The sequence below is a fragment of the Pseudomonas sp. MPB23 genome, from assembly GCF_046605395.1.
Taxonomy (GTDB): domain Bacteria; phylum Pseudomonadota; class Gammaproteobacteria; order Pseudomonadales; family Pseudomonadaceae; genus Aquipseudomonas.
Genome location: NZ_CP176771.1, coordinates 6276194 through 6299546, shown reverse-complemented (window position 1 = coordinate 6299546; position 23353 = coordinate 6276194). Strand labels below are relative to the sequence as shown.

Here is a 23353-nt window from a genome sequence, read left to right as displayed (position 1 = left end):
TGACGGCTTCGCAAGCAAGCTCGCCCCGACAATGGTAGCGTTGCCGCCATTAATGGTTTTGCGGAACACAATGCCGATGCACGTTGGAAAATGGTTACACACCGGCACGTTGCTGCTCGGTCTAGGCTTTTTGCTCGGCGGCTGCGCCAGCGTTTCATCGATGTCCACCCCGGCCACCCTCGACCGCCTGATGGCCGACCCAGCCTTGAACGGCGCCACGGTTTCGCTGATGGTGCGCGACGCCCGCAGCGGCAGCACCCTCTATCAACACAACCCCCGCACCCGTTTGATTCCGGCTTCCAACCTCAAATTGTTGACCACCGCCGCAGCGATGGATGTGTTGGGGCCGCAGTATCGGTTTTCCACACAACTGCTGAGCAACGGCACACGCCAAGGCGAGCGCCTGAGCGGCAATCTCTACCTGCGCGGCCTGGGCGACCCCACGACGCAGTTCGCCGACTACCAGGCCTTGGCCGCCCAATTGGCGAGCCAGGGCGTACGCCAGGTGCAGGGCGACCTGGTGTTCGACGACACCTGGTTCGACGCCGAACGCCTCGGTGTGGACTGGGCCCAGGATGACGAAAGCACCTACTACGGCGCGCAGATTTCGGCGCTGACCGTGTCGCCCAATTCCGATTTTGATGCAGGCACTTTACTGGTCACCGCCCAGGCGCCGGTGACGATCGGTCAGCCGGTGAATGTGGTGGTGAGTCCGGCCACCCACTACGTGCAACTGAATAACCGCGCCGTCAGCGGTCCCGCCAACAACTACGCGATCACCCGCCAGCACGGCACCAACCTGTTGCAACTGACGGGCGCGTTGGCGCCGGGCAAACGCAGCCGACAGTGGGTGAGTGTGTGGGAGCCGACGCAACTGGTGGCCAATCTGTTTGAGCAAGCGCTGGCGCAGCAGGGCATCACCGTGCTTGGTCGGCGAATCATGGGGGCGGCAACGCCTGCGACTGCCACGGTAGTGGCCGAGCATCAATCGGCGCCGTTGCAGGAACTGATCACGCCGCTGCTCAAGCTCTCGAACAACAACATGTCCGAAGCCTTGCTCAAGGCCATGGGGCGCAAGACGGCGAATGCCGGCACGGCAGAAGCGGGCGTGGCCGCGGTGGCGGGCTTTATGCGGCGCCAGGGCCTGGACCCGGCGACGCTGAGCCAGGTGGACGGTTCGGGCCTGTCGCGGCGTAACCTGGTGTCGTCGCAGAACCTCACCGACCTGTTGTTGGCCACGGCCAGACAACCCTGGTTCGAGGTCTGGTACAACGCCTTGCCGATTGCCGGAAACAGTGACCGAATGACCGGCGGCAGCCTGCGCTACCGGCTGCGCGGGACTGCGGCTGAGAACAACCTGCACGCCAAGACCGGTTCCATGGCCGGAGTGTCATCGTTGAGCGGCTACCTCACCGATGGCGATGGTCGGCGCCTGGTCTTTTCGATGATCAGCAATCATTACGTCAGCGACGCTGCGCCCATCCGCGCCCTGGAGAACCGCATGGCGCTGGCCCTGACCCAATGGCACGACTAGCTCAAGGCTGATAGCCCATTCGCCAGCTCACGGCCTGCGTCGCCGCCAGTAAACGTTGGGCCGCCGGGCCGTCTTCATCGGCATGGAACAGCGAAGTGGGCCCGACCACGGTCATCACCGCCGCCACTTGGCCGACCGCGTTGAACACCGGCGCCGACAACGCATCCACCCCCGGCATCAGCAAGCCATGCACAAAGTGCAGGCCACGGCGGCGGATCTGTTCGCACAGGGTGGCGTAGGCCTGATCGTCCACCAACGCATGGGCGATACCGGCCTGGATCTCGCGCTCACGCAGTTCGACGGTTTCCCGCAATGGCAGGAACGCGCTGAACACCAGCCCGGTGGACGAACTGAGCAGCGGCAAGACCGAACCCAACTGCGTCACCACCGTCACCGCGCGCACTGCCGGTTCGATCTGCACCACGGTCGCACCCTGGTTGCCCCAGACCGCCAGGAAGCAGGTTTCATTCAGTTCGTCGCGCAGTTGCGCCAGGGGCATCGCGCCGACCTTCAGCACATCCATGCTGCCCAGCGCGGCCAGGCCCACGCGCAAGGCTTCGCGGCCCAGGCCGTAATGGTTGGTGGCGCTGTTCTGTTCGGCAAACCCCGAGGCGATCAACGCCTGCAGGTAACGGTGGACCTTGCTCGCCGGCATCTGCACATGCTCGGCCAGGCGCGACAGCGACGTGGCGGGGGACAGCTCGGCCAGGGCCTTGAGGATATCGGTGCCCACTTCGGCCGAGCGGACTTTCTGTTTACCGGTGTCGCGGGACTTTTCCATGGAGGGGCGAGAATCCGAGAGATGAATGGGCGTCTTTATAGCTTGACGGTCGATAGTGATCAAATTACGTTATGCGTAACTAGATTACGATAAAAACAACTTCCGCTCAGAGGATGATCCATGAACCTCGAATACCTTTCGGGTTTTGGCAATGAATTCGCCAGCGAAGCCTTGCCCGGCGCGCTGCCGGTCGGCCAGAACTCCCCGCAAAAAGCGCCCTATGGGCTGTACACCGAACTGTTCTCCGGCACCGCCTTCACCATGGCCCGCAGTGAAGCACGCCGCACCTGGCTGTATCGCATCCAGCCATCGGCCAACCACCCGGCGTTCGTCAAGCTGGCACGGCAATTGGCCGGTGGGCCGTTGGGCGCGGTGACGCCGAACCGGTTGCGCTGGAACCCGTTGGATATTCCCGCTGAACCGACGGATTTCATTGATGGGCTTGTCGGCATGGTCGCCAATTCGGCATCGCAAACGCCCTCGGGTATCAGCCTCCACACCTACCGCGCCAACTGCTCGATGCAGCGGGTGTTCTTCAACGCCGATGGCGAACTGTTGATCGTGCCGGAGCAGGGCCGCCTGCGTATTGCCACCGAACTGGGCGTGCTGGACGTCGAGCCGCTGGAAATCGTGGTACTGCCGCGGGGCCTCAAGTTCCGCGTCGAACTGCTGGATGCGCAAGCGCGCGGCTACGTCGCTGAAAACCACGGCGCCCCGCTGCGCCTGCCGGACCTTGGCCCCATCGGCAGCAACGGCCTGGCCAACCCGCGCGACTTCCTCACCCCGGTGGCCCACTACGAAGACCTTAGGCAACCGACGACGCTGGTACAGAAATTCCTCGGTGAACTGTGGGCCTGCGAACTCGACCATTCGCCGTTGAACGTGGTCGCCTGGCACGGCAATAACGTGCCGTACAAATACGACCTGCGCCGCTTCAACACGATCGGCACCGTGAGTTTTGATCACCCGGACCCGTCGATCTTCACCGTATTGACCTCGCCCACCAGCGTGCACGGCCTGGCCAACCTCGACTTCGTGATCTTCCCGCCGCGCTGGATGGTGGCCGAGAACACCTTCCGGCCACCGTGGTTCCACCGCAACCTGATGAACGAATACATGGGCCTGATCCAGGGCGCCTACGATGCCAAGGCCGAAGGCTTCCTGCCTGGCGGCGCGTCGCTGCACAGTTGCATGAGCGCCCACGGCCCGGATGGCGAGACCTGCACCAAGGCCATCAACGTGGACCTGGCGCCGCACAAGATCGACAACACCATGGCCTTCATGTTCGAGACCAGCCAAGTGCTGCGTCCGACCCAGTTCGCCCTGGAGTGCCCGCAACTGCAACCTGCTTACGACGCGTGCTGGGCCTCGCTGCCCGTCACCTTCAACCCGAACCGGAGATAACCCATGACTGAACCCACCCCTACCCGCAGCTGGGTGACATCCGCCAACGGTCACCGCGATTTTCCCCTGCAGAACCTGCCGCTGGGCGTGTTCAGCATCAACGGCTCGGCACCGCGCAGTGGCGTGGCGATTGGCGACTGCATCCTCGACCTGCTGGCCGCCCGCGATGCATTTGACGGTGAAGCCCTGCGCGCCGTCGACGCCACCGCTGGCGGGCAGTTGAATGCCTTCTTCGAACTGGGCCGCGGCCCGCGCGTGGCCCTGCGCGAGCGCCTGCTGGCATTGTTGGCGGAGGGCAGTGCGCTGCAAGCCCGCGAGGCTGAGGTGCTGCACCGCGCCGTCGATTGCCAGATGCACCTGCCGGCCAAAATCAATGACTACACCGACTTCTACGTCGGCATTGAACACGCACAAAACGTCGGCAAACTGTTCCGCCCCGACAACCCGCTGCTGCCCAACTACAAGTACGTGCCGATCGGTTATCACGGCCGCGCCTCGACCATCCGCCCGTCGGGCACCGAGGTACGCCGCCCCAAGGGCCAGACCCTGCCGGCCGGCCAGACCGAGCCGAGCTTCGGCCCGTGCGCGCGGCTGGACTATGAGCTGGAGTTGGGCATCTGGATCGGCCAGGGCAATGCCATGGGCGACGCGATTGCCATCGGCGACGCGGCTGAGCACATCGCCGGTTTCTGCCTGCTCAACGACTGGTCGGCGCGGGATATCCAGGCCTGGGAATACCAGCCGCTGGGGCCGTTTTTGTCCAAGAGTTTCATCACTACCCTTTCACCGTGGGTCGTGACAGCCGAAGCGCTGGCGCCGTTCCGCAAGGCCCAACCAGCGCGGCCGGAAGGTGATCCGCAACCGCTGCCGTACTTGCTGGACGCGCGCGATCAGGCGGCTGGCGCCTTGGATATCGAACTGGAAGTGCTGCTCACCACCGCGTCGATGCGCGAGCAAAAACTGCCGGCCCATCGTCTGGCCCTGAGCAACAGCCTGTATATGTACTGGACCGTCGCCCAATTGGTCGCGCATCACAGCGTCAACGGCTGCCAGTTGCAGGCCGGCGATCTGTTCGGTTCCGGCACCTTGTCCGGGCCCGAAGCGGGGCAGTTCGGCAGCCTGCTGGAGATGACCGAAGGCGGTAAGAAGGTGGTCGAACTGCCTTCCGGTGAAGTGCGTAGATTCCTCGAAGACGGCGACGAAATCATCCTGCGCGCCCGTTGCAGCCGCGAAGGTTTCGCCTCCATCGGCTTCGGCGAATGCCGCGGCACCGTGGTCGCGGCGCGCTGAGAGGGGCGGGCGATGGAACTCTACACTTACTACCGGTCGACCGCGTCGTACCGGGTACGTATCGCACTGGCGCTCAAGGGCCTGGATTACAGCGCCGTGCCGATCAACTTGCTGGTGCCTCCGGGCGGCGCCAATCGCCAGCCGGAGTACCTGGCCATCAACCCGCAAGGTCGCGTCCCGGCGCTGCGCACCGATGACGGCGAGCTGTTGATCCAGTCGTCGGCGATCATCGAGTACCTGGAGGAACGTTATCCACAGGTGCCGCTGCTCTCCCAGGACGTGGCGATGCGCGCCCATGCGCGTGCGGTGGCGTCGATCATCAGTTGTGACATTCACCCGCTGCACAACTCCAGCACCCAGAACCTGTTGCGGCAGTGGGGGCATGATGATGCGCAAGTGCTGGCCTGGATCGCTCATTGGATCAGCCAGGGCTTGGGTGCGGTCGAGCAGTTGATTGGCGATGACGGGTTTTGTTTTGGCGAGCGGCCGGGGCTGGCGGATGCGTTTCTGATTCCGCAGTTGTATGCGGCCGAGCGCTTCAAGGTGTCATTGGCGGCGTATCCGCGCATCGGCCGGGTGGCGGCATTGGCGGCGACACATCCGGCCTTCATCACGGCCCATCCGGCCAACCAGCCCGACACCCCGGCGCCCACTGGTTGTCTGTAGGAGCGCCTAGTGCACCACTGAATTGGGCGGCAGATGCCCCAGCCGCTCGGTCAGGCGCAGGCGCTGGATCGGGTCTTCGCTGAGCAGCAGCGCGTGTTCCAGATCGAAGCGCTCGGCGTTCGGACAGTCCAGGCGTTGATACAGGCTGGCGCGGGCGAGGTAATCGGCGGCGTTGGCATTGCCCAGTTCCAGCACGCGTTCGGCGTCGACCAGGGCGGCCAAGGGGTTGTCATTGGCGAGGTGCAACTGGCGCAGGTTACGCGACAGCCGTTGCAGGATCGCCCGTGGCGTGGCGGTGTGCAGGTGGTCGGCCTGCAACTTGAGATTGGGGCCGTATTGGCGTTGTAGCAGTTCGCGGCAATCCTTGGGGTACAGGCGCCGTCCACCGCAGGGGTCCAGCAGGTGGTCGGTACCGGGCACGCGCAGCAGGAAATGCCCAGGGAAGTTGACCCCGACCATGGGAATATTCAAGCGTCGCGCCAGTTCCATGGCGATCAACCCCATCGCCAGGGGTTGCCCGCGTTGGCGATCGAGGACTTTGTCCAGCAGGGCGGCGGCGGGGCGCAAGGGCGTGAAGTCGTCCTGGGCAAACCCCAGGTCATTCAGGCGCCGCAACAGTGGCTGGCCGAGTTCGTCCGCCGGCAGCATGGGTATGCCCATGCTCACCTGTTGCGCCAGCGTGGTCAGCGCCTGCAGGATCGCCAGCGGCTGCACCGCCGAGTCGTGCTCGGCGGCGATCCACAGCGCCGCTTCGAACAGCGCAGGCGGTGAGCGTTCCAGGCAGGCGAAAAAGGCTTTGCGGGGATTCATTGCATTCTCCGGCGGATGCTCTCGTTTTAGCCTTGCTGGGAATTTTCGTCCAGTAGCTTGAGAAATATCCCACCTGCTTATTTCCCGGAGCCCGCAAAACCGAGGGGCTTATTCCAGCGCACTTCGGCAGTTTTCTACCGCAAGCCTATACTTGGCGACTACAAGAAGTGATTCGGGAGCTTGACGATGTTTGCTCTCATGCACAGCACCCGCCTTGAATCGCTGCACCTGAGCATCGACCCGGTGACGGGGTTGAAGGCGGTCATAGCCATCCACAACAGCCGTCTGGGTCCTGCCTTGGGTGGCTGTCGCTACCTCGCCTACCCCGACGACGAAAGTGCTGTGGCCGATGCCGCGCGCCTGGCCCAGGGCATGAGCTACAAGGCCGCCCTGGCCGGTTTGCCGGTGGGCGGCGGTAGCGCGGTGATCCTGCGTCCCGCCCATGTGGAAAGCCGTGCGGCGTTGTTTGAAGCCTTTGGTCGGTGTGTCGAGCAACTCAACGGACGTTATATCACCGCCATCGACAGTGGCACCTCGGTGGCCGACATGGACTGCATCGCCCAGCACACCCGCTACGTCACCAGCACCACCGCCGCTGGCGACCCGTCGCCCCACGCCGCCATGGGCGTATTCGCCGGTATCCGCACCACCGCCATGGCGCGCCTGGGCAGCGACAACCTCGAAGGCCTGCGCGTAGCGATCCAGGGCCTGGGCAACGTCGGTTATGCGTTGGCCGAACAACTGCACGCCGCCGGTGCCGAACTGCTGGTCAGCGACATCGACCACGGCAAAGTGCAACTGGCCATGGAGCAGCTCGGTGCGCACCCCATCGCCAACGACGCGCTGCTCAGCACCCCGTGCGACATCCTCGCGCCCTGCGGCGTGGGTGCCGTGTTCAATCGCCAGAGCGTCGGCCAACTGCGCTGCGCCGCCGTCGCCGGTTCAGCCAGTACACAACTGACCAACCTGCCAGTGGCCGACCAACTGGAGGGCCGCGGCATCCTCTACGCCCCGGACTACGTGATCAATTCCGGCGGCCTGATCTACGTCGCGCTTAAACACAGCGGTGCCGAACTGCCGACCATCACCGCGCACCTGTCCAACATCGGCACGCGCCTGACCGAAATCTTCGCCCACGCCCAAGCCGAAAAGCGTTCCCCCGCACGGGTGGCGGACGAACTGGCCGAGCGACTGCTCTACCAATAAACGCGCATTAAAAAGGCCCTGAATCGTTGATTCAGGGCCTGTTCAATTCGGGCTTATTCCGCGGGCGGGTTCAGCAACTCGGACAGCGCATCCGGTTGGCTCTTGAACGCCTTGGCAAATACATCGCGATTCTTCGCCATGTAGATCCCGGCTTCTTCCACCTGCTGCTCGCTCAACGACGGCACGGCTTTTTGCAACACTTCTGCCAGCAACTCAGCGAGTTCAAGCATCTTGTCATGACGGTCAGCTTCGGCTTTATCCATGATTTATCTGACCTCAAAGTGCCTAGATAGCGGGGGGATGAGAGCTCCGCAGCCCCGCGTCCCGTCAGACCTGCGACGTAAGGTCTTGATTAGTCCAGTCAACTGGTTTACGTTAAAAATGTGCCAATGTAGCACCGTAGGTTGTTAGATAGTTGGCAGACGACGGAGTTATCCGCGGCCCAGCATCTGTACCTTTAAGACATAAACTAATGTCAAGGTGCGGATATATGGGCGGCAAAAATATATTTATACGTTTTTTGTTTGAAATTCTCACCGGTTATCAATTGCTGTCCGTGCTAGTTGATTATAAGTCAACTAGCTGTCTTAAGTTAAGATCAAACTACTCGATTGGGGATGGCTTATTAAAGTCGCTTTGGTCGCAGGCTGATAAAATTCATTCGAAGACAACTTCTGCAACTGATGCTGAAGGAGATGTCTCATGCCTGGACTAACTAGAAGAACTAAATCAGTTAGGACTGTAGGGTTAGAGTACAAGGTTCTTAAGTTTTCACATCAACACGTAGCTAGGTACCAGTTGGTGGCAGTAGAAACGTTTGTACCTTGTCTTAGCGCTAGTCTGTACGAAGTAGCGTATTCAATGGGTAATCGTCGCTATAAGGCGAGTATTCGTACAGTGCTCTACCACGTTGCCTTTTTATTCACATGGGGAAACATAACTGGGCTCGATATCGAGCGCATGCTGCTTGAGGGGAAAGGACTAGATTTTAGATGTGTAAGAAAATTTGCCAATTGGCTTGAGAAGATTATATCGCCGCCGGTTGATGGGACCCAGATAAACAAATATGTTTGTAAGATCTTACAAAGCTGCAGCACTTTCTCAATTTGGTTTGTTGAGAACTATACACCTTTGTTTGCTACCGGTATTGACGTCAATGTTAGCTATATTCGTTTAATTGAAAGCCATAAGAAAGTTTGGTCTAGTGTAATGGTGAGCGGCAGAAAAGAGCTAATCGCGCATGACCTGACGGACGATGAATTGAAAAAAATAGAGGGGTTTTTAGTAGGGCAGCTTTCAAGTGCGAACGTGACTCGCGGCTTGAATCTAAGAAACTACATCATGTGGCGCTTAGTTAGAAGGTTTGGATTAAGGCTAGGCGAGTTGTTAGCATTACGCCTAGTGGATATTGATCTGACTGGTTTATATCCTTTTTTGGAAATTATCCGCATAGAGGATAGAGGGGCAGATTATTCTGATCCGCGAGCTCCCAATAATCCACTTGTTAAAACTTTTGGTAGGCGGCTTTATTTTAGTCCTGGTGATGAGGGGATGATTAGAGCCATTGAGGAGTATGTAGATACATATAGAGTTAAAAGAAAAATAAAAGGAGGGTTTACAGCTTATCTAGACCACGAATTCCTGTTGATCTCTCACGGTAACGCCTCGCTGGGTAATCCACTATCCTGTTCAGCGGCAAATAAAGTCGCTTGCATGATTAGCAATGAGTGTGTCAAAGCTTTTCATTGGCATCTCGTACGCCACGCTGTGTTCAATAGGCTTTACGAAGCTGCAAGTTTGCTAGAGAACAATTCTACGGAAATAGATCACGTAGTTTACATGGGAGGATGGAGTAGTCCTGACTCATTAAAAGGTTATGCTCGGCGCGCGATTCGGGATAAGGCAAGAAGGGAGTTGATGAGGTTAAATTTTGAGGGGTAAGCAATGGGTATTGAAGTCAATGATTCTGGTGAATTTGAAGATGAAGTCGGGCGGCTATATGTAAGATGTAATGCTGATCCGAGTAGTCCATTTTTCATTGATGTGACGACAGATTATGTTGAAGCGGTGTGGAGAAGGGCTAGATATTCTATTGATCTAAGCAGATACCAGCTCCCAGTAGTAATTATTGAGGTGGTCAAAAAGTACCTAGTGCACAAGCTTGAGTCGGTTTGCCCTAGAATCCTGAGCTCAGTGCACGCGGGGATCTCTTGCTTGGAAAGGCACTGGCAACCTTCATGGAAGGACTTTTCAGATATGTCTCTCGGGAAATTGTTGAGCGTTATGACATCATCCCATGCGGAGGCGACCGAGTTTCGAAGGTTCTACATTTACGCTGCTTTTCAGGGGTTGGCAGGTGCGGACGAGATTCATGCATTGGAGTTAGAGGCTATAAGGCTTAAAAAGCCTCACCCAACTTTAAGGATACTGGAATGGCACGAGACGCGCGGGGCGCTAACAAGCTCCGAAATTGAAGTGGTTCGAAAAGCAATGATCATTTCTGCAGAGGGGGAATCCACGGCGGATTTCACCTCAAGGCTGTTTACTTGGATCTCGTTCGAAACATTAAAGAGACCTATCCAGTTGCATGAAATGTTCCGTGATGCATTGTGGGTACCCGATTCGATGGCAGAAGGGGGCCAATATTTCCTTAGAATGCCTAAGGCAAAATATCAAACAGGACAGGCGTCAGAGCTTTGGCCCATAACTACTCAACTTGCTAATGCCATTCTCGAGTACTCCTCATCTCCTAAGGTTAAGGCGTTACAGGAAAGGACTGGGAGGTTGTTAGTGAGTTCAAGGGAGGGAGAATCATCAAATTTTGGACGGGCGATAACTGGCTGGTGTAGCAGATTAAAGCTGATCAGTCCGCGTACGAATAGGCCTCTAATCTTGACACCCTATAGAATCCGACATAGCGGAGCTACACAGATGGCCGCCCAAGGCGCGTCTAGGGACGAGATACAATATGTACTTGAGCATGACTCCGTGCATGCAGCTGATGCTTACATTGACTGTTTGGCTTCTGAGTTTTGCCCGTTGTTGGAGCGAGCAAACAGAAAATTAGGTGGGATATTCTCAGAGTTAAATGGTTTATTTTTCGCCGGTCAGCTTGGGCATAAGAGTTCGGGGATGCCTATATTGATACCGGTCGTAAATCAGCCAGCTATAGTAGGGGAATGTGGCAAGTCCGGATCTTGTGGGCATCATCCATTTTTTAATTGTTACAATGGTTGTAGGTATTTCATTGCCTGGCGCAACGCAGACCATAAAAAATCTTTAGATTACCTAGAGTCTGAATTAGAAAGATGGGGTAGAGCTGAGGGTGGAAAGGAAAGGAGTAAGATACTGAAAGAGCTGGAGCGCGTATACCAAGCGGTTAACGATGTTATGGCTAGGATCAATAGTGGGGAATGACGAAGATGGATATTCACTCAAAGTTGCGTGGTCATGGCCTCCCAGAGCCTTTGATAAATTTGGCAGCATCACTTGTTGAGGGGTTAAAGCCTTCAGTCGATTTTTTTTGTGATGAATGGAATATTCTCGACTGGGTTGAACGCCCTGGAAATCTGTCGCAATACAATTTGAGATTTTGCCGTATTAGAAATGACGAGCTTAGATTAGTTGCTAAAGTGTATATAGCAGCAAAGCGAGTCCAAGCGGGTGTAACCGCTGATGGTGCATTCGCCTCCATCGAGGCATTAGTTAGGCTTGATTTGGAAATGGGTAGTAAAGAAATCTCACGATTGAATCTATTGGATTTTAAAGCGGTTGAAAGGACCTACGCAGAGCGCGGGGTGACCGGGAAGATTTCAACTTTAACAACACTTCAGGGCTTTGCTAAATGGATGCAGAAGCGAATTGGTTTAAGGGTAATCTATGATGCTCCAAAAGGCAGATGTAAGTATGGCCGGCATGGAAGTGAAGAGGGAAGAGAGCGAAAGTTCCTACCTACAGAGGTGATTAGAGATTTATTCGGATTGGCCACTCATCCAGAACTTTCTTTTCGGGATAGATTTTATATTAGTGCGCTAGTGATTAACGCAGCTGTGGGCGGTAGAATCAATGAGCTGGCATGTCTTCCTGTAGATTGCTTGATACAGCAAGAGGGGAAATGGGTTATAAAAATATTTCCCGAAAAGGGAGGGCGATTGTACTTCCGACCATTTCCGCAAGATTTATACCCAGCAGTACGCGCAGCGGTAGAATTTATCACTGAACATACTGCGGAAGGGCGTCGTATTGTTAAGAAAATGAGATTGAATCCAGGGGTGAATTGGAAGGAAGTAAAAAAAACGCCTATTAGTTTGAAATATTATGCGCGTAAGTTTGTCGCGAAATGGGTGAGCGAATTCGATTTGTATACGCCGCGAGGGGTTTATTATCAATCTACAGGGCAATTTGTAGATGTAATTCAGTTGGTTGGACGCCTCGGGCGTGTGTCTGAGGTCGCGGCATTTCTGGGTGCCTCTACACGAACAGTTGTCAAGTTGCTTCAATGTCAGAAAGCTATGAATTCTAAGATATTTATGTATGAGAAAGCTTGGAATGAATATTTGCCTTTGACTTCAAATGTATATAAGTGGCGAAGCAGGTTGAGGCGCCACCCTCATGCTATATCGTTGCAGCGTCTTGAGGCATTTTGTGAAGTTACCTTCAATCCATCATGGATGCGTGAGATTGTTGACGATATCCTTGATGAGGCTTTGTTGTGTCAGCTTGAGAATAAAACTTTTCCATTTCAGCCTGATTTTGAGTTCGAATTAAACTTTGCTCGAAAAATTCTGCCTACGATCCAAAAGAATGGTGTGGCAATTCTAGAGCCGGAAAATTCATTATTCATTATCCCGCGGAATTTGTTGACATTTTCTAATGCTAAGAGTGATAGGGAATTTAGGAAGGTTTCGGTTGGTATGTTTCAAGGGTGGCTTGATGGTACATCAAGAACTGAAGAGTCATTATTTAAGAAATTTAATGTCCTCGATCCTCGTACCGGTGAAGTGGCTGAGTTTTACTGGCATGATATTAGGCATTGGCTCAATACTGTCTATAAGCAGGGAGGTTTATCTGATGTTCAGGTGAACCTGATCCTAGGACGTTCAGACCTCACGCAGGCTCAGGTTTATGATCATACACCAGCTTTAAGCAGATCATTGATTCTGCAGGATATGATTGAAAGTGTTAGGCAAGATAGAGCTGTGGGGGTTATTCAAACAACTTTCAATAAACTTAGAATTGAAAATCGTCAAGCCGCAGAGGAATATCTTTCAGCAGCCATTCGTGTGGTTAATCCAATGCCACATGGAGCGTGCGCTCACAACCTTGCGTTGAAACCATGCCAGCACAGTCTGTCATGTTTGGCGAAGGGGACAAATGGCAAGCCTTGCGAGGATTTAATAGTGAACGTTCAAGATGATGCGCAGCGTCTGGAAATTGAAAGATTGAGCCGAGACGCTAACTTAATAAAGAATCATATCTTAACTGCTGGAGGGGAGTTGAGTCCGCAATACCAACATTTCAAAAATATTGAACTGTCGGCTGATTTTCTGTTGAATGAGATTTTTAAAAAGAATTAATATATCGGGGGGCTTATGCAGCTCAGAGGTGAGCGTCTAAAGGGGTATCTCAATTCTAAGATTTTGGAATTGATAAGTGTTCGCCAAAAAGAAATTGGAGGATATGTTTATAGCCAAAAAGAATTTTCTAAATACGCAGGAGTTTCTAGAGAGACAATCAGGAAATATCAATCTGAAATTGACGCTTGCTTGCGGTCTTGTCTAGTTTCAAAGATTAATCATGATGGCGATGCTAAATACAGGAATCTTCAAGAAAAGAATCATAAGCTTCAGCGTGAAGTTGTTATGGTGCGGACTATGTATGAAGCGATTCGAGTTCAATACATTGACCTTATCGAGGCAATGCTAAGTCACTCGATTGATATTAGTATCTTGATGGTAAAACCTGTTGGCCCCGGAGAGCTAGATCGTACTGGTGGGAATTGCGTTTTATGTGGTGGATCTCTAGATTCCACTGTCTGATTGGTAGTTTTCCAATCGGCAACCCAGAGCGATTTTTGCGATTAATGGCTGGATTGTTGGCTTTCGTTGCCCCGTTCCGCCACGACCGTCCTATCAGTACTCTGAGTGGATTGCGTATCACTAAATTTCTCGTGGTCTGGTCTCCTTGACTCCGGGTCAATGGGTGGTGCTTGTTGGTTTGACATGCTTATTGCGAAGATAAGTGCTGTTGGAATTAAAATTTAACTGTCAATGTAGTAGGCGCTGGATAATCAGTCGAGCTGTTTCCAAGGCTAGGCGGTTGGTCGCTTACCGCTTCTCAAGAACATAGCCCACGCCTCGGAGCGTGTGGATAAGCTTCGTCTCGAAAGGATCATCGATCTTGGCTCTGAGCCTTCGAATCGACACCTCTACAACGTTTGTATCGCAGTCAAAGTTCATGTCCCAAACCTGTGAGATGATCTGCGTACGGCTCAGTACCACCCCCGTGTTGCGCATCAGGTAGTGCAACAGTGCAAACTCTTTTGTAGTCAAATCGATGCGCTGGCCATCCCTGAAGGCTCTGTGACGGCTCTGGTCGAGTTCGAGGTCAGCTACACGAATTATCTCGACGGATGCAGGGTGGTCAGACCTGCGCATCAAGGCGCGGACCCGGGCCAGCAGTTCTGGGAACTCAAATGGCTTGATTAGGTAGTCATCTGCACCGTTCTCCAGGCCCCGAACCTTATCTGCTAGGCGACTTCTAGCCGTCAGCATCATGATACGAGAAGGGCAGTTTTTACGTCGCAACAGTTCAAGCACCTGCCACCCATCCATCTCCGGCAGATTGATATCAAGGATGATCAACTCATATTCGTGCTGCTTGGCCAGGAATAATCCATCTGAACCGGTATGGACGCAATCTACAACATAACCGCATTCAGTAAGGCCTTGACGCACATACTCCGCAGTTTTTACTTCATCCTCAATTACCAGAATTCGCATGGGATTTTGTCTCGACATCACTGAGCAATTAACCGCGCACGCGCGCCGGCGTTATTGAAATGAATGGTAAATCAAAAAGAGTTGTCTGGGGGGCTAAATTACGGATTTGTAATTTCTAGGTAATATATTTGATAGTCTGGCGTTATATCTTGTCGCGGTTTGGGTTTGACAGATGCGAGCCCTCTCTCCAATAGGTGATTTGACCTTATGAAGTACTGGGTTATTCTATTCTTTGTTCTGGTTTCATTCCGTTCAGATGACGGCGAAGTTCCCCTCATTGAGGAGGCTGGACATTGGTGTAGCCATGAGCTGCATCGACATGCGATGCATGAACTCGAACAACTGCTCGAATTTTAGATAAAAAAAGGCGCCCAAAGGGCGCCAAATATTCACCTTTTACCAAAGGAGCACTTAAGCCACTCAAGGTGAATGCGTAATGCACGTTTTTCTGAGGGGCCAGTTCATGGAAAACTGATCCGATCAGAGAATTACAGAATAGAAAGCGGATATTCAATGATCACGCGAGTTTCATCAAGGTCCGATTCGAAAGCAGTGGCACGCGTGGTAGCTTGGCGCAACCGGAAGGACAAGTCTTTAGCCGGGCCGGTTTGAACGACATATTTCACCTCGACGTCACGCTCCCAACGTTTTTGATCGGTGAGCGGATTGCCGTTGTCGTCGGTACGCATGTAGAACTGGTTGGCGTTCGAGTAGTCTGCGCCCGAACCCCTTGCGTAGCGGGTCATGAACGTCAGACCAGGAATACCGTAGCTGGTGAAGTTAAGGTCATAACGCATCATCCAGGAGCGTTCTTTCGGCGAGTTGAAGTCGCTGTACTGGATCGAGTTGTCTACGAAGATTGAGTCCGACTGACGCAGGTAATCAAAATCGTCATCGCCATTGTTGCGCTGGTGTGACAGGGCCAAGGTGTGGGCGCCGTAGCGAACACCGACCTTGGCACTCCAGATATTGTTGTCGAACTCGCCCAGTCGGCGTTTACCTTCATCCACGGCTTTGTAGTAGTTGAACCCACCAATCAGCGCGAGGTCATCGCTCAGTGGGTAGGCGAAGCTGGTACCGGCGTAGTACTGGTTCCAGACATCTTTCAACTGGCTGCCGTAGACACTCACGGTCCAATTGTCGTTGATCGAGTAGTCACCGCCGCCGTAGCCGATCCAAGGCGAGTTGACCGGGCCGCCATAGAAGGTAACGAAATTGTCGTTCAGGTTACTGGAAACCGGTTGGCTCATTGCATGCAGTCGACCACCTTGCAGGGTGAGGCCCTGGATGCTGCTGTTCTCAACGGTCACGCCGCGGAAGCTTTCTGGCAGGAGGCGCGAGTCGCCCGCTGCGACGACCGGCGTCGATGGGAATACATCACCCACTTTCACCACGGTATCGAACAAGCGGATTTTGGCCGCTCCGCCAACCTTGGTGTATTCATCACGCGCCTCACCCTTGTTATCAACGGGCAGCACGTCGAAGGAGCTACGGCCGCCGTTGCGACCGTCGCCGGTATCAAGCTTGAGGCCGATCATTGCAAAGGCATCAACACCAAAACCGACGGTACCCTGGGTAAAACCAGAGTTGAATTTGGAAATGAGCGCGTGCGCCCAGGCTTCGGAGTAGCCGTTGGTGTTGCCCTTACCACTGTTGTAAGTGGGAGCCGAACTGTCGCGATTATCACGATTGAAGTAGAAGTTGCGGTTGAGCACTGTAAGGCTGCTGCCCTCAATGAAACCTTCTGGTTTGTCTTCAGCTTGAGCAGAAATTGCATAGCTTCCAGACAGCGCAGAAACTGCCGCCAAATACAGTGGTACTTTGATTTTCATCTGATGCTCCTTTGATTTACGGCAGTTTTTATTATGTGTACCGACGCGGGTGTCTTTATATGTTCTGACCCGGCGGCGCGCCTATGAAGAGCGCCGAGCTCATATTTGCAGGCCGAAGATAACGGGAGGGTGATAGGATAATTACAATTTCGTCATCTACAGGTTATCCGGGTGCCTAGCACCGTGTGTTAGCCATCTCTCTCGGTTGTAATCAAATCCTGGGTTCGACTGAATTTCTCAGTGTTTACGGGCATTACCCACTTTTCTTACGAAATTGTAATTTTCTAGCCACCCCTCTGATAGCTACCGCTCTTTAGAGTGCCATCACCTAATCCAGTGGGGCTTGGCAGCTGTTTCGGCGTTCTCGCCAAGCTTTATCGAAGTTTGTGCACGAGGACCATTAAAGTGCCCCGGTATATCCGCAATGTCTTTCCTAAGACCTCAATCTCACCCTGGAAGATAGCCGCACTCTGTACGGTCATCTCCGGGCTGATGGCACCTGCTGCATTTGCCCAAAGCATCAGCTTGCCTCAAGCGCTTTCGACGGCGATGGATGCCAACCCTGACATGGCCGCCGCCCGTCAGGAGATTGGGATCGCAGATGGGGCACGCAAGCAGGCAGGGCTTATCCCCAACCCAACAATCTCGTACGACGTAGAAGACACCCGTCGCAGCACTAGCCAGACAACTGTGACGCTCAGCCAGACCCTGGAGCTGGGCGGAAAGCGGGGCGCACGTGTTGACGTCGCCACCTATGGCCAGACTGCTGCACAGCTGGAGTTGGACCGTCGAGTGAACGCTCTGCGCGCCGAGGTCGTTCAAGCCTTCTACGCAGCATTGCGAGCGCAGACTGGCCTAGATCTAGCCAAGCAATCTCTGGAGCTGACTGAGCGTGGTCTGCGCATTGTCGACGGCCGCGTTCGCGCAGGTAAATCCTCCCCAGTAGAGGCTACTCGTGCTCAAGTACAGTTGGCCGAAGCCAAGCTGCAGGTCAGACGCGCCGAAACGGAGAAAGCGACCGCTTACCAGCAGCTAGCTCAAATTACGGGGAGCTCGGTCACAGTATTCGATCGCCTGGATTCGCCGACCCTCTCCCCAGGTTTGCCTCCGGACGCTGAAGAGCTGTTGTCGAGGCTCGATCAAACTGCGGAAATGCGTCAGGCCGTGGTGCAGATCGACAAAAGCGATGCGTCCCTCGGCTCAGAGAAAGCTCAGCGAATCCCAGACCTCACTGTAAGCGTGGGTAGCCAGTACGACCGCTCCGTACGTGAACGGGTCAACACTGTAGGACTGTCCATGCCATTGCCGCTGTTTGATCGTAATCAGGGCAACATTCTTTCCGCTTCTCGACGCGCAGATCAAGCCCGAGACCAGCGCAACGCAGTTGAGCTGAGGCTGCGTAGCGAAACCCAAACCGCAGTAAACCAGTGGGCGACCGCCATGCAGGAGGTCGAGTCCTACGACAAGACCATTCTGCCGTCCGCACAGCAGGCTGTGGAGACCGCAACTCGCGGTTTCGAGATGGGCAAATTCGGCTTCATCGAAGTGCTGGATGCCCAGCGCACCTTGATCGTCGCTCGTGGCCAATACCTCGATTCGTTGGCAACAGCGACCAATGCGCGTGCGCAGGTGGAAAGGGTTTATGGCGATGTCGGTTCGACTGCCGGCGTTCGTTGAACGGGCCAGAAATTTTCTTCGGCGCTCGGCATAACACGTCGGTGCCTATGATCAGCAGGAGTAGCAATGGATAACAAACGCAAGATCGCCCTCGCGGTCGCCGCTGTGGCAGCCCTTGGATTTGGCAGCCTTGCCTGGAACAACAGTTCCGGAGAGCAGGCCGCCAGTACCGTCGAGCACGGCGCTAACGATGGCCATGGCGATGAGAAGACGACCGCATCAGCCGCCAAAGAGGAGGGTGATGAGGGTCATGGTGCAGAAGGCCATAGCGAAGAGGGTGGTGAGGAAGAGGGCAAGCTGACCCTGAGCGCTGAACAGATCAAGGCAGCTGGGGTAGTCCTGGAGTCTGCGGCCCCCCGTGACCTCGGCACCGTTGTGACTTTCCCGGGGGAGATTCGTTTCGACGAAGACCGGACTGCACATGTTGTCCCTCGGGTCCCTGGCGTTGTTGAAAGTGTCCAGGCCGACTTGGGCGAAGCCGTTAAGAAAGGCCAAGTCCTCGCAGTGATTGCCAGCCAACAGATTTCTGACCTGCGCAGCGAACAACAAGCCGCACAGCGACGCGTAGAGCTGGCCCGCGTTACCTTCGACCGTGAGAAGCAACTGTGGCAGGACAAGATCTCCGCCGAGCAGGATTACCTGCAGGCACGCCAAGCGCTGCAAGAAGCAGAGATATCTCTGGCCAATGCCAAGCAGAAGGTCGGTGCCATCGGCGCTTCGGTCAATTCCGTAGGCGGCAATCGTTACGAGCTTCGGGCACCCTTTGACGCCGTGGTGGTAGAGAAGCACCTGACCATGGGTGAAGTCGTCAGCGAGGCGACTAACGCTTTCATCTTGTCCGACCTGAATCAGGTGTGGGCCACCTTCGCTGTCCCTCCCACTGAACTGGGCAAGGTGGTGACGGGCCGTGCGGTAAAAGTTTCATCGCCCGACATGAACGTCGAGGTCGACGGCAAGGTGGGTTATGTAGGCAGCCTGCTGGGTGAGCAAAACCGTGCAGCGACCGTTCGCGTTACCTTGACCAACCCTGACGGCGCCTGGCGTCCAGGTCTGTTCGTGAACATCGCCGTCACTTCTCAGACCGATCGAGTGGCTGTGGCCGTTCCTGAAGGCGCCGTGCAGACCGTTGAAGACAAACCCTCGGTATTTGTGCGCACCAGGGAAGGCTTTGACACTCGGCCGGTAAAAACGGGCCGCCGTGACAATGGATACGTGGAAATCATCGACGGCATCCAAGCCGGCGCCCAAGTAGCAGCCAGTGGCAGCTTTACACTCAAGTCTGAGCTCGGCAAAGCGTCTGCCGAACACGGTCACTGATGCGAACTGACAGGATGATTTCTCATGTTTGAACGTATCATCAGATTCGCCATTGAGCAGCGCATCGTTGTAATGATCGCTGTTCTGATCATGGCCGGCATCGGTATCTACAGCTATCAGAAGCTGCCCATCGATGCGGTACCCGACATCACTAACGTCCAGGTGCAGATCAACGCTGCTGCGCCTGGCTATTCGCCATTGGAAACTGAACAGCGGATCACGTTTCCAGTTGAAACGGCCATGGCCGGTCTCCCGGGCCTTCAACAGACCCGTTCCTTGTCTCGCTCTGGCCTGTCTCAGGTCACCGTGATCTTCAAGGATGGCACTGACATCTTCTTTGCCCGCCAGTTGATCAACGAGCGGCTGCAAGTTGCGAAGGAGCAGTTGCCAGAGGGCGTTGAGGCTGTCATGGGTCCGGTATCCACTGGGCTTGGTGAAATTTTCTTGTGGACCGTTGAAGCTGAGGATGGTGCGGTCAAGGAAGACGGTACACCGTACACCCCAACCGACCTGCGTGTGATCCAGGACTGGATCATCAAGCCGCAGCTGCGGAACGTCCCAGGTGTGGCCGAGATCAACACCATCGGTGGTTACGCCAAGCAGTTCCTGGTCGCGCCGGATCCGAAGCGCCTAGCTACATACAAACTGACCCTCAATGATCTGGTCGCAGCGTTGGAAAGCAACAACGCCAACGTCGGCGCCGGTTACATCGAGCGTAATGGTGAGCAGCTCCTCATCCGTGCGCCAGGGCAGGTCGGTAACATCGAAGACATCGCCAACATTGTGATCACCAGTGTCGATGGCGCACCGATTCGAATCAGCAACGTCGCTGACGTTAGCATTGGCAAAGAGCTCCGGACGGGGGCTGCCACCGAGAACGGTCGCGAAGTCGTACTCGGCACCGTGTTCATGCTGATCGGTGAAAATAGCCGTACCGTGTCTCAGGCTGTTGCCGCCAAACTGGCTGACATCAACCGTACCCTTCCAGAAGGTGTGGTTGCCGTGACGGTCTACGACCGCACCAACCTGGTTGAAAAAGCTATTGCAACTGTGAAGAAGAACTTGGTGGAAGGCGCGATTCTAGTAATCGCCATTTTGTTCCTGTTCCTCGGTAACATCCGTGCTGCACTCATCACCGCGATGGTGATCCCGTTGTCCATGCTGTTCACCTTCACCGGTATGTTCAACAACAAGGTCAGCGCCAACCTAATGAGCTTAGGCGCACTCGACTTCGGAATCATCGTCGACGGTGCCGTGGTAATTGTAGAAAACGCGATCCGTCGACTGGCTCATGCGCAACACAAGCATGGCCGTATGCTCACCAAAGCTGAGCGCTTCCATGAGGTCTTCGCTGCTGCGGGTGAAGCTCGCCGGCCACTGATCTTCGGTCAGTTGATCATCATGGTGGTGTACCTGCCGATCTTCGCCCTGACCGGCGTCGAGGGCAAAATGTTCCACCCCATGGCCTTCACCGTTGTGATGGCGCTGCTGGGTGCAATGATCCTCTCCGTCACCTTCGTTCCGGCAGCCATCGCCATGTTCGTCACTGGCAAGGTCAAGGAAGAGGAAGGCGTGGTGATGCGCACTGCGCGGCTGCGTTATGAGCCGATTTTGAAGTGGGTCCTTGGGCATCGGAACATCGCGTTCTCGGCCGCTGTAGTCCTGGTCGTGCTCAGTGGTGTGCTTGCAAGTCGTATGGGTAGCGAGTTCATTCCAAGCCTCAGTGAAGGTGACTTTGCGATGCAGGCCATGCGCGTGCCAGGTACGAGCCTGACCCAATCCGTAGAAATGCAGCAACGCCTTGAAAAGGCTGTGATTGAGCAGGTCCCGGAAGTAGAGCGGATGTTTGCGCGCTCGGGTACAGCCGAAATCGCATCCGACCCGATGCCGCCTAACGCCTCCGACGCCTACATCATGCTCAAGCCTCAGGATCAGTGGCCCGACCCTAAGAAGCCTCGCGATGAGCTGATTGCTGAAGTGCAGAAAGCCGCAGCCGGTGTCCCAGGCAGCAACTATGAGCTGTCCCAGCCCATCCAGTTGCGTTTCAACGAGCTGATCTCGGGCGTACGGAGTGACGTCGCAGTGAAGGTGTTCGGCGATGACATGGACGTGCTCAACAACACGGCCAACAAGATCGCTGCAGCGCTCAAAGCGGTACCGGGCTCTTCGGAGGTCAAGGTTGAACAGACCACCGGCCTGCCGGTGCTGACCATCAACATCGACCGCGAGAAAGCCGCACGCTACGGCCTGAACATCGCGGATGTACAGAACTCGATCGCCATCGCTGTCGGCGGTCGTACGGCCGGCACGTTGTATGAAGGCGACCGTCGCTTCGACATGGTGGTGCGCCTGCCTGAGACCGTACGTACCGACGTAGCAGGTATGTCCAGCCTTCTGATCCCTGTACCGGCCAATGCATCTCAAGGTGCCAATCAGATCGGCTTCATCCCGCTGTCGCAGGTCGCTAACCTGGACCTGCAGCTGGGTCCGAACCAGATCAGCCGCGAGAACGGCAAGCGTCTGGTGATCGTCAGCGCCAACGTCCGGGGCCGCGACCTGGGGTCGTTCGTTCAAGAGGCAACCGCTTCGCTGGATGCCAAGGTGCAGATTCCTGCTGGTTACTGGACCACCTGGGGTGGCCAGTTCGAGCAGCTCCAATCGGCGGCCAAGCGTCTGCAGATCGTGGTTCCGGTGGCCTTGCTGCTGGTCATGACCCTGCTGTTCCTGATGTTCAACAACCTGAAAGACGGCATGCTGGTGTTCACCGGTATTCCATTCGCACTCACCGGTGGCGTCGTGGCGCTGTGGCTGCGGGACATCCCGCTGTCGATCTCGGCTGGGGTTGGCTTCATTGCACTGTCCGGCGTCGCGGTACTGAACGGCCTGGTGATGATTGCCTTCATCCGCGGATTGCGAGAGGAGGGACGAACGCTTAGGCAGGCCGTCGACGAAGGCGCGTTGACCCGACTGCGACCTGTGCTGATGACAGCCCTGGTGGCGTCCCTGGGCTTCATCCCGATGGCCTTGGCAACCGGTACCGGTGCAGAGGTTCAGCGGCCACTGGCGACAGTGGTGATTGGCGGGATCCTGTCCTCCACCGCGCTGACTTTGTTGGTGCTCCCTGCCCTGTATCAATGGGCACACCGCAAGGATGAAGACGGTGATGAGGCCGAAGTGGTTAGCTGATAGCCACTAAAGAGAAGCCCACAACACACGTTGTGGGCTTTTTTGTTTTATATGAGCCAGATGCACTTACCTTTCAAAATTGTAAGTTTCTCGTCATGCCAGTGATGCCTATGCGTTGCTAAAGTTACGCCCGAGAAGATTTGAATTTGAGAGGTTATTATGAAAAAGCTAATTATTGCTGCTGCACTTGTTGTTTTCTCGATGGCTTCGCAGGCCAACACTTTCTCAGAAAGCAAGCAGCTGCAATATATCAACGACCACCAGACCGCTGTGGCGAAGTATGCCGAGAAAAATGGCAAGCCGATGCCGGAAATTCAAGATTACAAATACGGCATGAAAATCGATGTGGCGAAATTCGTGCGCCAATCTCAAGACCCCCGCACCTGCCAGGTCTACCCACGGTTGATGAGCTTCGAGGACTCCCAGGGTACGCTCAAAACGGTTCGCTACTCCATGTACTCGCAATGCATCAACAATAAGTAGTGAGCGCTTTGAATAGAATAATTAATGAATTCATAAATGCCAGGCAGAGCCTGGCATTTTTTATTTCCCCTGCGTGCCTTGTTAAGAGCGTCACTCTTAATGATCAGCCCTCGGGCAAGCCGTGAAATAGATTTCAGCTAATCAATAGCGATACCCCAGAAGGTAC

The 23353-nt window shown here is 55.3% G+C and carries 18 protein-coding genes; 13 read left to right on the top strand and 5 right to left on the bottom strand.

The window, feature by feature from the left end; translation table 11 throughout:
• The first annotated feature begins 76 nt into the window (after positions 1-76).
• The gene (dacB, locus tag ACLH0J_RS28640) at positions 77-1534 is read left to right on the top strand and encodes a D-alanyl-D-alanine carboxypeptidase/D-alanyl-D-alanine-endopeptidase (protein WP_411390065.1); all 1458 of its coding nucleotides are present in this window, start codon (positions 77-79) and stop codon (positions 1532-1534) included.
• A 1-nt stretch (position 1535) separates the two neighbouring features.
• On the opposite strand, the gene ACLH0J_RS28635 is transcribed toward dacB, so the two are convergent.
• Positions 1536-2315 (bottom strand): IclR family transcriptional regulator, encoded by a 780-nt coding sequence (locus ACLH0J_RS28635; protein ID WP_411390064.1) that lies wholly within the window; start codon positions 2313-2315, stop codon positions 1536-1538.
• Between the two features lie 120 nt (positions 2316-2435).
• Here ACLH0J_RS28635 and hmgA point away from each other — a divergent pair, with 120 nt between their 5' ends.
• From hmgA to maiA, 3 genes are read left to right on the top strand one after another with little or no spacing between them, the layout of a single operon-like run.
• Positions 2436-3719 (top strand): homogentisate 1,2-dioxygenase, encoded by a 1284-nt coding sequence (gene hmgA, locus ACLH0J_RS28630; RefSeq protein ID WP_411390063.1) that lies wholly within the window; start codon positions 2436-2438, stop codon positions 3717-3719.
• A 3-nt stretch (positions 3720-3722) separates the two neighbouring features.
• Positions 3723-5009: a fumarylacetoacetase gene (gene fahA / locus ACLH0J_RS28625; RefSeq protein ID WP_411390062.1), complete on the top strand. Its 1287-nt coding sequence runs from the start codon at positions 3723-3725 to the stop codon at positions 5007-5009.
• Between the two features lie 12 nt (positions 5010-5021).
• Positions 5022-5675, top strand: a complete 654-nt coding sequence (maiA, locus tag ACLH0J_RS28620) for a maleylacetoacetate isomerase (protein ID WP_411390061.1) — start codon at positions 5022-5024, stop codon at positions 5673-5675.
• 6 nt (positions 5676-5681) lie between these two features.
• Here maiA and ACLH0J_RS28615 read toward each other — a convergent pair whose 3' ends face one another.
• Entirely contained in the window at positions 5682-6485 is an 804-nt protein-coding gene (locus ACLH0J_RS28615; protein WP_411390060.1) for a SirB1 family protein, read from the bottom strand.
• Positions 6486-6671: 186 nt separating this feature from the next.
• Between ACLH0J_RS28615 and ACLH0J_RS28610 the strand changes: the two genes are divergently transcribed.
• Positions 6672-7691, top strand: coding sequence for a Leu/Phe/Val dehydrogenase (locus tag ACLH0J_RS28610; RefSeq protein WP_411390059.1), 1020 nt, complete (start codon positions 6672-6674; stop codon positions 7689-7691).
• 53 nt (positions 7692-7744) lie between these two features.
• On the opposite strand, the gene ACLH0J_RS28605 is transcribed toward ACLH0J_RS28610, so the two are convergent.
• Positions 7745-7954 carry a YebG family protein gene (locus ACLH0J_RS28605; RefSeq protein WP_017734297.1) on the bottom strand — a complete coding sequence of 70 codons (210 nt, stop codon included), beginning with the start codon at positions 7952-7954 and terminating at the stop codon, positions 7745-7747.
• A 439-nt stretch (positions 7955-8393) separates the two neighbouring features.
• On the opposite strand from ACLH0J_RS28605, the gene ACLH0J_RS28600 reads away from it, so the two are divergent.
• Genes ACLH0J_RS28600 through ACLH0J_RS28585 form a run of 4 tightly spaced genes read left to right on the top strand, consistent with a single transcriptional unit; the run spans position 8394 to position 13729 of the window.
• Positions 8394-9632 (top strand): site-specific integrase, encoded by a 1239-nt coding sequence (locus ACLH0J_RS28600; protein ID WP_069553525.1) that lies wholly within the window; start codon positions 8394-8396, stop codon positions 9630-9632.
• Positions 9633-9635: 3 nt separating this feature from the next.
• Positions 9636-11108: a site-specific integrase gene (locus ACLH0J_RS28595; protein WP_080761392.1), complete on the top strand. Its 1473-nt coding sequence runs from the start codon at positions 9636-9638 to the stop codon at positions 11106-11108.
• Positions 11105-13267, top strand: coding sequence for a hypothetical protein (locus ACLH0J_RS28590; protein ID WP_115147434.1), 2163 nt, complete (start codon positions 11105-11107; stop codon positions 13265-13267). Before ACLH0J_RS28595 ends, ACLH0J_RS28590 begins: the two co-directional genes overlap by 4 nt.
• A gap of 15 nt (positions 13268-13282) precedes the next feature.
• The gene (locus ACLH0J_RS28585; protein WP_125923840.1) at positions 13283-13729 is read left to right on the top strand and encodes a hypothetical protein; all 447 of its coding nucleotides are present in this window, start codon (positions 13283-13285) and stop codon (positions 13727-13729) included.
• A gap of 288 nt (positions 13730-14017) precedes the next feature.
• Here the strand turns inward: ACLH0J_RS28585 and ACLH0J_RS28580 are convergent, their stop codons facing one another.
• The gene (locus ACLH0J_RS28580) at positions 14018-14692 is read right to left on the bottom strand and encodes a heavy metal response regulator transcription factor (RefSeq protein ID WP_034137066.1); all 675 of its coding nucleotides are present in this window, start codon (positions 14690-14692) and stop codon (positions 14018-14020) included.
• Positions 14693-15180: 488 nt separating this feature from the next.
• Positions 15181-16524, bottom strand: a complete 1344-nt coding sequence (locus tag ACLH0J_RS28575; RefSeq protein WP_034137067.1) for an OprD family porin — start codon at positions 16522-16524, stop codon at positions 15181-15183.
• A 405-nt stretch (positions 16525-16929) separates the two neighbouring features.
• Here ACLH0J_RS28575 and ACLH0J_RS28570 point away from each other — a divergent pair, with 405 nt between their 5' ends.
• From ACLH0J_RS28570 to ACLH0J_RS28555, 4 genes are all read left to right on the top strand, one after another.
• A complete protein-coding gene (locus ACLH0J_RS28570; protein WP_411390058.1) occupies positions 16930-18201 on the top strand; it encodes a TolC family protein in 1272 nt (423 codons plus the stop codon).
• 66 nt (positions 18202-18267) lie between these two features.
• A complete protein-coding gene (locus ACLH0J_RS28565; RefSeq protein WP_034137069.1) occupies positions 18268-19518 on the top strand; it encodes an efflux RND transporter periplasmic adaptor subunit in 1251 nt (416 codons plus the stop codon).
• A 24-nt stretch (positions 19519-19542) separates the two neighbouring features.
• Positions 19543-22704, top strand: coding sequence for a CusA/CzcA family heavy metal efflux RND transporter (locus tag ACLH0J_RS28560; RefSeq protein WP_034137070.1), 3162 nt, complete (start codon positions 19543-19545; stop codon positions 22702-22704).
• 159 nt (positions 22705-22863) lie between these two features.
• Complete coding sequence (locus ACLH0J_RS28555; protein WP_034137071.1) at positions 22864-23187, top strand: DUF2790 domain-containing protein; 324 nt, start codon at positions 22864-22866, stop codon at positions 23185-23187.
• The last annotated feature ends 166 nt before the right edge of the window (positions 23188-23353 follow it).